Origin of the sequence: Trichococcus patagoniensis (genome assembly GCF_003051085.1) — a bacterium.
Classification (GTDB): Bacteria; Bacillota; Bacilli; order Lactobacillales; family Aerococcaceae; genus Trichococcus; species Trichococcus patagoniensis.
On record NZ_QAOM01000007.1, the window covers coordinates 24,443 to 38,407 of the forward strand.

At 47.6% G+C, this 13,965-nt stretch carries 12 protein-coding genes; 10 read left to right on the top strand and 2 right to left on the bottom strand.

From position 1 onward, the window contains the following. Nucleotides 1–79: 79 nt before the first annotated feature. Nucleotides 80–1,018: a membrane protein insertase YidC gene (gene yidC, locus C8U37_RS05840; protein ID WP_245879768.1), complete on the bottom strand. Its 939-nt coding sequence runs from the start codon at nt 1,016–1,018 to the stop codon at nt 80–82. A 59-nt stretch (nt 1,019–1,077) separates the two neighbouring features. Further along, entirely contained in the window at nt 1,078–1,353 is a 276-nt protein-coding gene (locus C8U37_RS05845) for an acylphosphatase (protein ID WP_108032333.1), read from the bottom strand. Between the two features lie 149 nt (nt 1,354–1,502). Here C8U37_RS05845 and C8U37_RS05850 point away from each other — a divergent pair, with 149 nt between their 5' ends. From C8U37_RS05850 to C8U37_RS05895, 10 genes are all read left to right on the top strand, one after another. After that, nucleotides 1,503–1,799, top strand: coding sequence for a DUF1033 family protein (locus C8U37_RS05850; RefSeq protein WP_108032334.1), 297 nt, complete (start codon nt 1,503–1,505; stop codon nt 1,797–1,799). A 187-nt stretch (nt 1,800–1,986) separates the two neighbouring features. Then, the gene (locus C8U37_RS05855) at nt 1,987–4,458 is read left to right on the top strand and encodes a DNA translocase FtsK (RefSeq protein ID WP_108032335.1); all 2,472 of its coding nucleotides are present in this window, start codon (nt 1,987–1,989) and stop codon (nt 4,456–4,458) included. A gap of 157 nt (nt 4,459–4,615) precedes the next feature. Continuing rightward, a complete protein-coding gene (locus C8U37_RS05860) occupies nt 4,616–5,686 on the top strand; it encodes a BMP family lipoprotein (RefSeq protein ID WP_108032459.1) in 1,071 nt (356 codons plus the stop codon). 269 nt (nt 5,687–5,955) lie between these two features. Further along, complete coding sequence (locus tag C8U37_RS05865; protein ID WP_108032336.1) at nt 5,956–7,530, top strand: ABC transporter ATP-binding protein; 1,575 nt, start codon at nt 5,956–5,958, stop codon at nt 7,528–7,530. Beyond that, nucleotides 7,523–8,596 (top strand): ABC transporter permease, encoded by a 1,074-nt coding sequence (locus tag C8U37_RS05870; protein WP_108032337.1) that lies wholly within the window; start codon nt 7,523–7,525, stop codon nt 8,594–8,596. Before C8U37_RS05865 ends, C8U37_RS05870 begins: the two co-directional genes overlap by 8 nt. Before the next feature lies 1 nt (nt 8,597). Next, nucleotides 8,598–9,557, top strand: a complete 960-nt coding sequence (locus C8U37_RS05875; protein WP_108032338.1) for an ABC transporter permease — start codon at nt 8,598–8,600, stop codon at nt 9,555–9,557. A gap of 161 nt (nt 9,558–9,718) precedes the next feature. Further along, on the top strand, nt 9,719–10,987 hold the full coding sequence (yfmF, locus tag C8U37_RS05880) for an EF-P 5-aminopentanol modification-associated protein YfmF (protein ID WP_108032339.1): 1,269 nt from the start codon (nt 9,719–9,721) through the stop codon (nt 10,985–10,987). Further along, the gene (gene yfmH, locus C8U37_RS05885) at nt 10,980–12,281 is read left to right on the top strand and encodes an EF-P 5-aminopentanol modification-associated protein YfmH (RefSeq protein WP_108032340.1); all 1,302 of its coding nucleotides are present in this window, start codon (nt 10,980–10,982) and stop codon (nt 12,279–12,281) included. Before yfmF ends, yfmH begins: the two co-directional genes overlap by 8 nt. Beyond that, a complete protein-coding gene (ymfI, locus tag C8U37_RS05890) occupies nt 12,278–13,003 on the top strand; it encodes an elongation factor P 5-aminopentanone reductase (RefSeq protein WP_108032341.1) in 726 nt (241 codons plus the stop codon). The genes yfmH and ymfI overlap by 4 nt, the downstream gene beginning before the upstream one ends. Nucleotides 13,004–13,089: 86 nt before the next feature. Then, complete coding sequence (locus tag C8U37_RS05895) at nt 13,090–13,965, top strand: helix-turn-helix domain-containing protein (RefSeq protein WP_108032342.1); 876 nt, start codon at nt 13,090–13,092, stop codon at nt 13,963–13,965.

A 13,965-nucleotide genomic window follows, 5' to 3' on the forward strand; every position in this document is an offset into this window, starting at 1 on the left:
TCCCTAAAAAGCCTGAACTACAAAAAAGCAGGAAGCGAACTCATGTGTGAGCCGCTTCCTGCTTTTTAGTTAGCTGAAATTAAAGTTTGGATTGTTTGCCTGCGTTGCGGCCTTTTTTGCCATCCGTCTGTTGATTCTTGGCGGACAAAGCTTTAACCGTTTGCGTGGGTGCTGAAGAGGAGGAAGCTGGTTTAGCCATTTTCACGTTCTTCTTGACCGGACGATCCTTCATTTCTTCTTCAACTTGCTTCTGGATTTTAGGTTTGATCATGTGATTCTGAAGGGCAGTCTGGGCTGCAGCGAAAATACCGCCAGCTAGCCAGTAAAGTGCCAAACCCGCTGGTGAAGACCATGAGAACATCAGAATCATGATCGGATTCATAAGCATCATCGATTTCATCTGTGATTTGGTTTCCTGAGGCATTCCGATTGTGGAAACGTAACCTTGGATCACATAGGCAACACCCGCCAGGATTGCCAACAACGGACTGCTTACACCAAGGTTGATGCCAAGGAATGTGCTTGCAGAAATTTCCGGCGTCAAATTTACAGCCTGATACATGGCAGTAAAAATCGGCATCTGGATCAGAATCGGTAAGCAACCGACGCCGCCTGTCATGCTGATGTTGTTTTCTTTGTACAAGGCCATCATTTCTTGCGAAACCGCCGCTTTTTCTTCAGGAGACTGTGCATTTTTTTGGCGGAATTGGATATCTTCCAATTCTGGTTTGATATACTTCATTTTTTCTTGCTGTACCATCGTTTTTTTGATCTGGCTAAAGTTCAAGGGCATGATGGCCAGACGGACAATGATTGTGATGGCGATGATGGCCAGCCCATAATTACCGTTAAGCAGTTCCGCAAGCATAACGATCAAATTGCCTGTAGGCACCACCAAATAGTCATATATAAAGCCAGTCGGGTTTTTATTCTCATCATATTGCATGCAGCCTGTAAGAACAACTAACAAGGCCATCATTTCCGCGGAAAGCAATAACTTCTTCTTAAGTTTCATCATTCACGTTCCTTTACAATTTTTCGATAACATTACCACTATACATGAAGGGGAAAATTTATTCAATTGGTTACGCGAAAACTTATGTAATTTTCAATGTTGGCGTCTTCATTGACTGCACAGGCATCGACTCTTCCGCTTGGCGAGGGACTGCGTTTGACCGCCGCGATGAAGGCGTCGATTTTATCGGTCGGTCCGACGGCTTCGATATAGACGCTTCCGTCATCCTCGTTCCTGACGATGCCCGAAACGCCGATTTGGTCAGCCACCATTTTTGTCATATAACGGAACCCCACGCCCTGTACCCGGCCGCTTACTGTCATCTTGATTTTCTTCATTCAGATTACCTCCAGATTCTAGAATCAGCATATGCTGCAGCTTTTTAATCCAGTTTACAGTCTTCGTCAAGAAGTTTCAATCCCGATACCTTGCACGGGAATAATTTTCGGGGCTGTGCTATACTTTTTAGAACAAAGAAGGTGATAGGATGTACCAGGTGATAAGGACTGAGGGAGAATATGAACCTTGGTGGTTTTTTGAAGATTGGATGGATTTCATTGTGGAATCGACAGATTATGCCGAATTCCAGGAGGCAGTCGCTGCTTATGAGCGGGCTGCGGAAAAACTATCAGCAGCTTATCCATTCCAAAAAACGAAGGAAGCTTATCTGACTGCCTACTGGTCAGACGGAGAAATCCGTTTTTGCGAGAATTGTGATGACGATGTGCAATTATATCATGGACTGATGCTGTTGCAGGACAGGAAAAAAGTGCATCAAGAATGACAGCCCAAATTCCAAAAAGTTTCTGTTGCCTGCGCTGACGGGGAAGAGAAGCTTTTTTTACGCGCTGCTTGATAAAAATAGCCTCGTAAAGGGTTTGTTTTGTAGTATAATGAACCGATACGGATAATCAACTGAACAATCTATTGACCACTGTTTTATGCAGATGCGCAGTGGTTTTGAGTAATTGATGGAAAAGGGGTTGGCATGTTTGGCGAAACGAACGACGACAACAAGAAAGAAAAAGAAGGCGACCGGGCAAAAGATATCCTATGAGCTTATCGGTGTGCTGTTTCTTTTCAGTTCAGCCTTAGGGATCGGACAACTCGGGTTTGCCGGTATAGCGCTGGCGAATTTTTTCCGTTTTTTTGTCGGCGAAACCTATCCGGTCAGTCTGGCGCTGTTTGGTGCCTATGGACTGTACCTGATTTTGAGAGGGAAAGAACCAAAAATAAGAAAGAACTGGCTGATCAGCGGCATCCTGCTTTATTCGGCGGCGCTGCTTTATCTCCATTCTCAGGCTTTTGAGAAAGTCGTCACTGAGGGCGCATCGGTCATATCCGTAACGCTTGCCCGCTTTTTGGTCGATGTCAGGCAAGCGGATACGGCTTCAGAGATGGGCGGGGGCTTGATCGGGGCAGCCTTCTATACCGGAACCCATTTTTTGGTTTCGCAATGGGGCACTTACATCATCATCGGCCTGCTTGTATTTTTTGGTACGGCGGTCATATTCGGCTTCACGACGCATGATGTCATGGAAGTCGTGCGCAAAGTTGCCTTGATCTTCGGGCACAACAGCAAACGAGCGGTGCTTTACACGAAAGATAAAGTGGCCAGCTCAATCATCGATTCGAAAACAGTGAAGAAACCGACCAGGTCAAATAGCGTTTCGACCGACAAGAAACCTTCAATAGTCGAAAAAGCCAAAAATCAGATCAAAAGCGAATCGGCAGCGAAGAAATTGATGAAGGAAGAAGCGGAAGCTTTGAAAGCATCAGAAAAAGAAACACTCGCCGAAAAAGAGCGTGAACCCGTTCAGCTGAAAATCGATAGCTTCCAGAAGCAACTTGAAAAAGCAGCCGAACACAAATATTTGGACAATGAAAAGAGCGCGTCAGCCCAACAGTCCAGGCTTGCAAAAACAACGGTTGGAGGCAGCGAGGAAGACAACAGCGGCGAGCTGGAGTTCGAAATCACTGCCGAACAGGAGAACAGGGATTACCATTTGCCGCCGGTCACTTTATTGAATGAAATCAAAGCGATCGATCAATCGAATGAATATGCGACAATCGAAAAAAATGTCAAAAAGCTGGAAGAGACGTTCGCAAGCTTCGGGGTGGAGGCCAAAGTCACGAAAGCGAATCTTGGGCCTGCCGTGACAAAATATGAGATCCAACCAGCCGTTGGGGTGAAGGTCAGCAAAATTGTCAGCCTCAGTGATGATTTGGCCCTGGCTTTAGCGGCAAAGGATATCCGTATCGAAGCGCCGATACCCGGGAAATCCTTCATCGGCATAGAAGTGCCGAACAGTGAAGTCAGCGTCGTATCCTTCCGGGATGTCATGGAAGGTCAAAAGCACACGGACAAGCTGTTGGAGGTACCGTTAGGCCGGGACATCTCGGGCGTCGTGCAAAGCGCGAATCTGACGAAGATGCCCCATCTCCTGATTGCGGGTGCGACCGGAAGCGGAAAATCTGTTTGCATCAACGGCATCATTACGAGCATCTTGATGAAAGCCAAGCCGAACGAAGTGAAGATGATGATGATCGATCCGAAAATGGTGGAATTGAACGTCTATAACGGGATTCCCCACTTGCTCACGCCGGTTGTCACGAATCCCCGCAAAGCGGCGCAAGCGCTCCATAAAGTCGTAACGGAAATGGAAAGAAGATATGAATTGTTTGCCGGTACCGGTATGCGTAACATCGACGGCTATAATAATCTGATTGTGGAATACAATCTGGAGAACGGGGAAAATAATCCTACGTTGCCATACATCGTGGTCATCGTGGATGAGTTGGCCGACTTGATGATGGTGGCCAGCAATGAAGTCGAAGATGCGATCACCCGATTGGCGCAGATGGCACGGGCTGCAGGAATACACATGATTTTGGCTACGCAACGGCCGAGTGTCGATGTCATCACCGGAATCATCAAAGCGAACGTTCCTTCCCGGATCGCGTTTGCTGTATCCAGTTCGATCGATTCCAGAACGATAATCGATGGCTCCGGAGCAGAGAAGTTATTGGGCAGAGGCGATATGCTCTTCCGTCCGATGGGTGAAAACAAACCGATCCGTGTGCAAGGGGCGTTCATTTCCGACGAAGAAGTGGAGCACATTGTCACTTTCGTCAAAAATCAGCAGGAAGCGAACTATGTCGAGGAGATGATGCCGACCGAAAATGTTGCGGTTGCAAGCAATGAACCGGAAGATGATCTTTTCGGGGAAGCTGTAGAATTCATCAGATCGGATGAAACGGCAAGCATTTCCAAATTGCAGCGGAGATTCCGGATCGGCTATAACCGGGCAGCGCGGCTGATCGACGAGATGGAAGCGCGAGGGATCGTCGGACCGGCTGATGGAAGCAAGCCCAGAAAAGTGAACATTAGCGAAGGCATATATGAAAATGATACGGATATACCCTACGATTCCGAGGTTTGATCCTAGCGATTCCGACAAATATATGGATATTAAATGAAAAAACGATTACAAAACAAGTCAATATTATTTATTTTTTAAAGAATACATGATATGATATTTTTTGTAAGAAGCTTGTACTTACAAGTTCAAAAAATTGAAGTTTATTGGAGGGGTCATGGTGAAGAAGCAAAAATATGTTAGTTTATTGGCATTAGGTTTAGGTGTCAGCACAATCCTGGCAGCTTGCGGCGGCAACGGCGACACGGCTGACAGCAGTGCAACAGGTTCCAGCACAGCAGAGGGAACGGAAGATAACTTCACTATCGCAATGGTTACCGACGTCGGCGGCGTGGATGACAAATCATTCAACCAAAGCGCATGGGGCGAAGAAAACGGCAAAGAAAAAGGAATCGATGGATATGATTATATCCAATCAAACGCCGATTCGGAATTTGTGACGAACTTGAACACTGCCGTAAACAGTAATTTTGATCTAGTATTCGGTATCGGGTACAAGTTGAAATCAGCGATGCAGGATGTGGCAACACAAAACCCGGATACAATGTTCGCCATCATCGATGATGTCATCGAAGGCGAGAACACGGTTTCAGTATCATTCAAAGACAATGAAGCTGCTTTCTTGGCTGGTGTGGCTGCTGCCAAAACAACCAAAACCAACCAATTAGGCTTCATCGGCGGACAAGAGAGCGTCGTAATCGATCGCTTTGAAGCTGGATTCATAGCTGGTGCCCAATCCGTTAATCCTGATATAGATGTAAAAGTTGAATATGTCGGCTCGTTCGGCGATGCCGCCGGCGGAAAATCAAAAGCTGCCGCAATGTACGCGAGCGGAATCGATGTCATTTATCAAGCTGCCGGAGATTCCGGAAACGGTGTATTCTCAGAAGCTAAAGATATCGTGAAAGCTGACCCTTCAAAAGAAATCTGGGTAATCGGCGTTGACCGTGACCAAACAGAAGAAGGTTTGTTGACTCTTGATGACGGCACTGAAAGAAACCTTACTTTGACTTCAACGTTGAAGGGTGTAGGCACTGCCGCTAAGGATATCGCTACATTAACGATGAACGGCGAATTTCCGGCAGGAGAAGTGTTGAATTTCGGGTTGGCTGAAGAAGGCGTCGATTTGACTGACGGCCAATTGAGCCCCGATGCGTTGACTGCTGTCAATGATGCGAAAGCAGAAATTTTGGAAGGAACGCTTGCTGTTCCGGAGTCTCCAGAAAACTAATCACGTTTTAAAATTTTATGAAGCAACTTGATTCCGGTTAGGATATTGAGTTGCTTCTCTTTTTTTGTGCGGACCGCCCCAGGAAGTTTCAAGTCCGCATAAAAAATGAACAAATGTTTAGGTTTCGTGACAAACAAAAGTGGATAGGAATTTGGAAATACTTTATAATAGGTGTGAAATGGTGTTTTACGGTATTATATTTTATAAGCGTGTCTCACTGCTGCATGAGGGAATGCATGCATTCAATATTAGTAAGGGGTGGAATCAGCATGACAGAAGAAAATTATGTCATTGAGATGATTGGCGTAACAAAAGCTTTCGGCAATTATAAAGCGAATGATGATATTTTTCTCAGCTTGAAAAAAGGTGAAATTCACGCTTTGTTGGGTGAAAATGGCGCAGGCAAGTCGACTTTGATGAATATTCTCTCTGGTCTTTTGGAGCCTACAAGCGGGACCATCAAGGTCAAAGGGCAAGAGGTCAAAATCAGTTCCCCGGGTGTTGCCGATAAATTGGGGATCGGAATGGTGCACCAACATTTTATGCTGGTCAAGGACTTCACGGTTACGGAAAACATCATTCTGGGCAGTGAGCCGAGCAGACTCGGTGTTTTGAATAAAAAGGCAGCCGCTGACGTGATTGCGGATTTGTCCAATAAATATCGCTTGGCAGTCAATCCTTCCGCCAAAATCGAGGACATCACGGTCGGAATGCAACAAAGGGTCGAAATCCTGAAAACATTGTACCGCGGGGCGGACGTCCTCATTTTTGACGAACCAACGGCAGTGTTGACACCCCAAGAAATTGACGAATTGATGTCGATAATGAGGGAATTGACGAAAGAAGGCAAGTCAATCATCCTGATCACGCATAAACTGGACGAAATCAAAGCAGTTGCCGACCGTTGCACGGTAATCCGCAAGGGCAAGAGCATCGGCACCGTCGACGTGAAGCAGACATCCCAGCAAGAACTGGCCGATATGATGGTGGGGCGTTCCGTTCTGTTCCGCACAGTCAAAAAACCATCCCAACCGAAACAGGCCGTGTTGGAAGTTGAAGGATTGACGGTTAAGGAAAGTCGTGGTCTGGAAGCCGTGCGTAATTTGAATCTTACTGTAAGGGCCGGCGAAATCGTCGGAATCGCCGGGATAGACGGGAACGGCCAAAGCGAACTGATCCAAGCCATCACTGGCTTGCGGAAAAGCGAGAGCGGAACCGTCAAGCTGAACGGCGAAACCATCACGAACTTGGCTCCGCGCAAAATCACTGAGTCAGGTTTGGGGCATATCCCTGAAGACCGACAAAAGTTCGGTCTGATCCTCCCGATGCGCCTGGATGAGAACATCGCCCTGCAGACTTATTATCAGGAACCTTACAGCAAAAACAGCTTCCTGAACGATAAAGCCATCGAGAGCCATGCGATTGAATTGATCAGAGAGTTTGATGTGCGGACCCAAAGTGAAAAATCGACGGCAGGTTCATTGTCCGGCGGGAACCAACAAAAAGCGATCATCGCCAGGGAAGTCGATCGGAATCCTTCTTTGTTGATCGCGGCCCAACCGACGAGAGGCTTGGATGTGGGGGCAATCGAATTTATCCATAAACGCTTGATCGAGCAAAGGGATAAGGATAAGGCGATCCTCCTGATGAGCTTCGAGTTGGATGAAATCTTGAATCTCTCCGATATCATCGCCGTGATGTTTGAAGGTGAGATTGTGGCCTACGTCAAGCCGGAGGAAACCTCCGAACAAGAACTGGGCTTGCTGATGGCCGGCTCCTCTTTGGAAAAGGCCCGGGAAGAATTGGAAAAAAACAAGGAAGAGGAGGGAAACCTTCATGAGTAATCAACAAGGAGCCACTCGCATCCAAGGGATTATCGTACCTTTACTTTCAGTCATATTAGGTCTGTTGATCGGCGCAATCGTCATGTGGTCTTTCGGTTATGATGCCATCGCAGGTTATTCCGCCATGCTGAAGGGCGCATTCGGATCGCCATTTTACATAGGCGAATTACTGCGTGAAGCGACCCCCTTGATTCTGGTCGCATTGGGTTTTGCGGTAGCCAACACAGCCGGATTCTTCAACATCGGTGTAGCGGGCCAAACCTTATTTGGCTGGTTGGCATCCGTCAGCGTCGCCCAGTTGCTGCCTGAATTGCCGAAAATCGTATTGTTGCCTTTATGCATTTTGGCTGGTGTTGCCGCTGGAGCTTTATGGGCGGGCATCGCCGGCGTTTTGCGTGCCTATTTCAATACAAGTGAAGTGATCGTCACCATCATGCTGAATCATACAGCTCTATACATCAACAACCACATCGTCAGGAATGTTTTGACGGATTCCGGAGACTCTACGGCCAGAATCACAGAAAATGCCAGTCTAAGGGTGCCGTTCTTATCGGAAGTGACGCGCAATTCGACGCTGCATGCCGGCATCTTCATTGCCCTCATCATGATTGCGGTAGTTTGGGTGCTGATGAAAAAAACAACGTACGGCTTCGAATTCCGTTCAGTCGGATTGAATCCTGATGCAGCCGATTACGCAGGGATGAACGCCAAGAAGAACATCATTTTGGCCATGTTGATCAGCGGCGGCTTGGCCGGTTTGGGGGGCGCAATGGAAGGTTTAGGGAATTTCCAAAATATGTTTGTTCAAGGTGCGATGCCTTCAGTGGGATTCGATGGCATGGCCGTCGCCTTGTTGGGCATCGGTAGTCCTGTTGGTATCCTCTTTGCTGCACTTCTGTTCAGCACGCTGAAAATCGGCGGAACGAGTATGCCACTTATGTCCGGCGTACCGGTGGAAATCGTCGATATCGTGATTGCGTCAATCATCTTCTTCGTCGGCGCGAGCTATATCATCCGACTGTTGGTCAACAAACTGTCCAAAGTCAATAAAAAGGAGGTGGCGTGAGATGGACTTGCTAGCGATTCTATCTATTATCGTATCCTCGGCTTTGATCTATTCTGCGCCTTTGATCTTCACCGGCCTTGGCGGAACATTCTCGGAACGGAGCGGTATCGTCAACGTGGGATTGGAAGGCACGATGGTCATGGGAGCCTTCTCAGCCATAGTCTTTAATCTGAACTACGCCGACAATCTTGGCAAGATGACCCCTTGGATTGCGTTGTTGGTGGCTGGGGCAGTCGGTATCTTCTTTTCGATCATCCATGCAGTTGCCACCATCAACTTAAGAGCGAACCATATCGTTTCCGGAACGGTCATCAATATGCTTGCACCTGCGCTGGCGGTGTTTTTGACTAAGGTTCTTTATGAAGGAAAAGGCCAAACCGCCTTCATCATCCAGAACTTCGGGAAGACCAGTTTCCCTATCTTGAAGGATATCCCGATTATCGGTCAGATATTTTTCACCAACACATCAGCTCCAGCTTATGCAGCGATCGCAACAGCGCTTGTCTGCTACTTCATCATCTTCAAGACGACTTTCGGCTTGCGTCTGCGTTCAGTCGGGGAACACCCGCAAGCGGCAGATACATTAGGGATCAATGTCTACGTGATGCGTTACGCGGGCGTGTTGATTTCCGGCTTTTTGGGCGGAGTGGGTGGCGCCATCGTCTCCCAGTCGATCAGCCTGAATTTTTCCGGATCAACGATTGCCGGTCAAGGATTCATTGCCATGGCTGCCATGATTTTCGGCAAGTGGAATCCTATCGGAGTGATGGGCGCGGCGATTTTCTTCGGCTTCGCCCAGAGTTTGGGGGTCATCGGCAGCTATATTCCGGTCATCCAGAATATACCTTCCGTCTATCTCCAGATTGCACCTTATGTCATTACGATCATTGTGCTTGTAGGTTTTATCGGTAAATCCAGAGGCCCAGCCGCTAACGGTACGACTTACATCAAATCAAAGTAATCTCTGACAGCAAGAAGGGTTGGCTCAAGACGAGTCAGCCTTTTCTTTTTGCGCTGCGCATGGGTCAGCGTGGACAAGGAAGGGCTTAATTGAAAAAAAGCCTGAACTAGAGTATAGTTTTCCCTATCGACAAATAAAATAGCTTACAGGACGTGAAATGGATGGAATATAAATTAAAGCAAGGCGTTACGGCCTATATCGAGCCTTCCGATAAATACAAAACCGTATTGATCCAGTACAAATTCAGGACGAGTTTCGGCGGGAAAACTGCTACGGAACGTTCTTTGGTGAAGAACATGCTTGAAACGAACAGCATGCAGTACCCAAGCCAAAGCGAAATGGATCTGAAAATGGCCAGCCTTTACGGTGCTACGTTGCATACGCAATCCCAGCGCTTCGGCAAGCAGCATGTCGTGACGATGAGTCTATCCGTTGTCAATGATAAATTCATCGGAGGCGACGATACACTTTTGGAAGAGGCGTTCGCTTTTCTGGAAGAAATCATCTTCAGGCCCAATGCCGAAGACGGCAAGTTCCACGAGAAGACTTTTTTGAGGGAAAAGGAAAATCTGCATAATTATTTCGAATCGCTGATCGAAGACAAGTCAGCTTATGCGCGCACGCGCTTGAACCAAGTGTTGTTTGAGGGGACGGATCAAGCGTATCAAGGCATCGGTGATGCCGGCTTCCTTGAGGATATCACCTCAGGCAGCCTGTTCGGATGCTATGAAGAGATGATCGGGTCGAATCAATTGGATATCCTCGTTTCGGGTGATGTAGCACCTGAACGGATATTGAATATATTGGCTGCCCAGAAGCTTTCGGACAGGAAAGAAACCGAAAAAGAGGTATTCTATTTCCGCGAAAAGGACACGGAACCCGTCACTTCAAGCGAAACCCAAGACATCAATCAAGGCAAGTTGTTTTTCGGTTTTTCTTCACCCGTCTATTACATGAATGACCATTATTTTGCCGGCTTGGTTTTTGATGGACTCTTTGGGAGCTTCCCGCATTCAAAACTGTTCCAGAATGTCCGTGAAAAAGAGAGTTTGGCTTACTCGGCTTCAAGCGGCTTGGACTTTCTGCGTGGGGTCATGACTGTCGGCACCGGCATCGAGTTCGATAAACGCGATCAGGTCGAGAAAATCGTTCTGGCGCAACTGCAGGATATGCAAGCAGGGGATTTCTCGGATGCCTTGATCGCTCAAACCAAAAGCATGCTGATCAACCACTACAAACAAAATGATGATTATCAGGGCAGAAGTTTGGCGAAGCAGTACCAGGATATCCTGATCATAGAAAATCCTCTTTCGCAGGAGCAATGGATCGCTGGCTTGAATGCGGTGACGAAGGAACAGATCATTGCTGTTGCGGAAAAAATGACTTTGCAGGCGATATTTTTCTTGAAAGGCGAGGCGACAGATGAATAAAGTACATTATGAGGCACTTAACGAAACCGTCTTTACGGAAGTATTGGACAACGGATTGCAGGTAGTATTGATTCCGAAAAATAAGTATTCAAAAACCTATGGCATCATCACCACCGATTTCGGCTCGATCGATAACCAGTTTGTTCCGATAAACGGAGACAAGGAAATCAAAATTCCGGACGGCATCGCACATTTCCTTGAACATAAATTATTTGAAGGCGAGGACCATGACGCTTTTGAAGACTTTGCGAAATACGGTGCTTCAGCGAATGCTTTCACTTCCTTCACGCGGACAAGCTATCTCTTTTCGGCAACGGACAACATCCCAGAAAATACGAACAGCCTGCTTGACTTCGTTCAAGACCCGCATTTCACGGAGGAAGGCACTGAAAAGGAAAAAGGCATCATCGCCCAAGAAATCCGCATGTATGAAGATAATCCGGGATGGCAACTTTTTTACGGATTGCTCCGTAACCTTTATCCCGAACATCCGCTTTCCGTCGATATAGCCGGAACGGTGGACAGCATCCAAGCGATTTCGCCGGAATTGCTGCAAATCTGTTATGACACGTTCTACCATCCGTCAAACATGAACCTATTGATGATCGGCAATTTCAATCCCGAAGAAATGATGGAAACCATCAAAAAAAACCAAGAAGCCAAAACGTTTCTTCCCGCAAAACCGATCCAGCGCACTTTGCCGCCGGCCTCGATCCAGGACATCATTCCGTACAAAGCAATCGAAATGGATGTGCAGCGTCCGAAAGTGATGCTTGGTGTGAAAGGTTTGGATGCGGATGTGACCGGAAACCAAGCCGAAAAATACAAAATCTATGGTTCGCTGTTGCTGGAATTGCTTTTCGGCCGGAGCTCCACGCATTTCATCGAGCTCTACGACAGCGGTTTGATCGATGACAGCTTTGGCTACTCCTTCAATTTGGACCGTTCCTTCCACTTTATGGCTGTCGAATCGGATACGGAAGAACCGAAACAGCTGGAAGATAAGCTGAAACGGATTCTCTTGGATTGGGAAACGGATGCCAACCTGACGAATGAAAAATTTGATCTGCTGAAAAAGAGCATGATCGGAGAACAATTGCAGGCTTTCAATTCCCTGGAATACATCGCAAATCACTACAGCACGCTGCTGTTTTCAGGAGCGGAACTTTTTGAAGTCGTTCCGTTGATCGAAGAAACCAGCCTGGAGGACATCCGCAGATTCGCCGAGGGCTATCTCAAGGAACAAAGCATGAGCACCTACGCGATCCTCCAGAAGGGAGCAAAACAGCAATGAAAGCTGCTTTGGTGACGGGGGCCTCCGGCGACATCGGGACCTCCATCGCAAGGGATTTGGCCGGTTCAGGCTGGTCGCTTTACCTGCATTATCATTCCAATCAAGAAAAAATCAAGCTGCTGCTGGCGGAACTGCAATCGGCTTATCCCGATCAGGAATTTTATCCGCTTTGCCTCGATTTGACCGATGAAGCTGGTCTTTCGAAACTTGCTGATCACATTTTCTCGCTCCAAGCGATTGTTTTTGCGCACGGCAAGACGGAATATGGGTTGCTGCAGGATATGACGTCCCTGCAAATGGACGTCTTGTGGGAAATGCATGTCAAAATGCCGATCCTGATCATCCAAGCGCTACAGGAAAAAATCGCCCGCTCGCGCAACGGCCGCATCGTCTTCATCAGCTCCGTCTATGGAGAAGTCGGCAGCGGGCTCGAAGTGCTCTACAGTACCGTCAAAGGGGCGCAAATCGCCTTCGTGAAAGCCTACAGCAAAGAAGTAGCCTCCCTGGGAGTGACAGTCAATGCCATCTGCCCGGGAGCGATCGATACGCAAATGAACGCTCATCTGGAAAACGATGAAAAAGAGGCTCTTCTTGAGGAAATCCCGCTGGGGAGAATGGGGAAACCGGGTGAAATCAGCTTTTGGGTATCCCAACTTCTGAAGGAAGACAGTCGCTATATGACGGGACAGGCCATTTACGTGTCCGGCGGATGGCTCAAGTAAAACAGCATTGGAACTCCCGGTGAGGGAATTTTATGGTATAATATCCAGGGTAACTTCGGGATTTGCAAGTGAAGGCAGGTGAAGAAATGGTTCAAGTTGGAGAAATCCTAAAAAGTGCTAGACTGACCAAGGGATATACGTTGGATGATCTACAGCAGATGACTAAAATACAGAAACGGTATTTGATTGCGATAGAAGAGGGCAATTTTGAGATTATGCCTGGCAATTTCTATGTGCGTGCCTTCATCAAGCAATATGCAGATACTGTGGGCTTGGATGGCGAGCGCTTGTTGGGGGATCATGCAAGTATGATTCCGGAAATACACGGGAGCACCCAAGCGGAGGATTCCGGTTCTTTTTCTCCCAGTCGCTCCGAGACTAAAAGAGCTTCAAAAAAGACGAATTTTAATTATGGCGGCTCCGTCCAGAGCCAGTTGCCTACATTTCTGTTGGCTGTGTCGGTAATTGCCATCGTACTTGTGGTCTGGAGGGCTACATTGAACGATGACGATGAGCAGGTTCAGATCGAAGTGGCTTCGAACATCAGCCAAACAACTATGGCATCGCAAGCGACGGTTCCTAGCGGCACAGAGCAGGCAGACAGCGCCGTTGTCGCAGAACAAACAGCGCAGGTGAGCTTGGTTTCGTCTGCCGATGGGTATGCGGAATATGACGTCACCAGTTTGTCATTGCCATCAGAATTGAAAATCTCGGCTGTGGCAGGAGGCAGTTCCTGGATCAGCGTAAGCGTGAACGGAATCGTCCAAGAGCCTTCCGGCATCGTAGGCAGTGAAAATCCGTTGACGGTCATTCTGCCGTTGAATACTAAGGAGATCGAAGTGGTAGTCGGCGTCATGCCGGCAACAATCATCGAACTGGATGGGACAATTGTCGCGATGCCAGCCGATCATCAAGAGATTCAGACCCAAACCTTATCCTTTACCGTCAAAGGTGCAGAATAA

Bases quoted from the DNA above. Each gene is read 5' to 3' on its own strand.
- yidC (WP_245879768.1), bottom strand. From the start codon at position 1,018: ATGATGAAACTTAAGAAGAAGTTATTGCTTTCCGCGGAAATGATGGCC.
- C8U37_RS05845 (WP_108032333.1), bottom strand. From the start codon at position 1,353: ATGAAGAAAATCAAGATGACAGTAAGCGGCCGGGTACAGGGCGTGGGG.
- C8U37_RS05850 (WP_108032334.1), top strand. From the start codon at position 1,503: ATGTACCAGGTGATAAGGACTGAGGGAGAATATGAACCTTGGTGGTTT.
- C8U37_RS05855 (WP_108032335.1), top strand. From the start codon at position 1,987: ATGGAAAAGGGGTTGGCATGTTTGGCGAAACGAACGACGACAACAAGA.
- C8U37_RS05865 (WP_108032336.1), top strand. From the start codon at position 5,956: ATGACAGAAGAAAATTATGTCATTGAGATGATTGGCGTAACAAAAGCT.
- C8U37_RS05870 (WP_108032337.1), top strand. From the start codon at position 7,523: ATGAGTAATCAACAAGGAGCCACTCGCATCCAAGGGATTATCGTACCT.
- C8U37_RS05875 (WP_108032338.1), top strand. From the start codon at position 8,598: ATGGACTTGCTAGCGATTCTATCTATTATCGTATCCTCGGCTTTGATC.
- yfmF (WP_108032339.1), top strand. From the start codon at position 9,719: ATGGAATATAAATTAAAGCAAGGCGTTACGGCCTATATCGAGCCTTCC.
- yfmH (WP_108032340.1), top strand. From the start codon at position 10,980: ATGAATAAAGTACATTATGAGGCACTTAACGAAACCGTCTTTACGGAA.
- ymfI (WP_108032341.1), top strand. From the start codon at position 12,278: ATGAAAGCTGCTTTGGTGACGGGGGCCTCCGGCGACATCGGGACCTCC.
- C8U37_RS05895 (WP_108032342.1), top strand. From the start codon at position 13,090: ATGGTTCAAGTTGGAGAAATCCTAAAAAGTGCTAGACTGACCAAGGGA.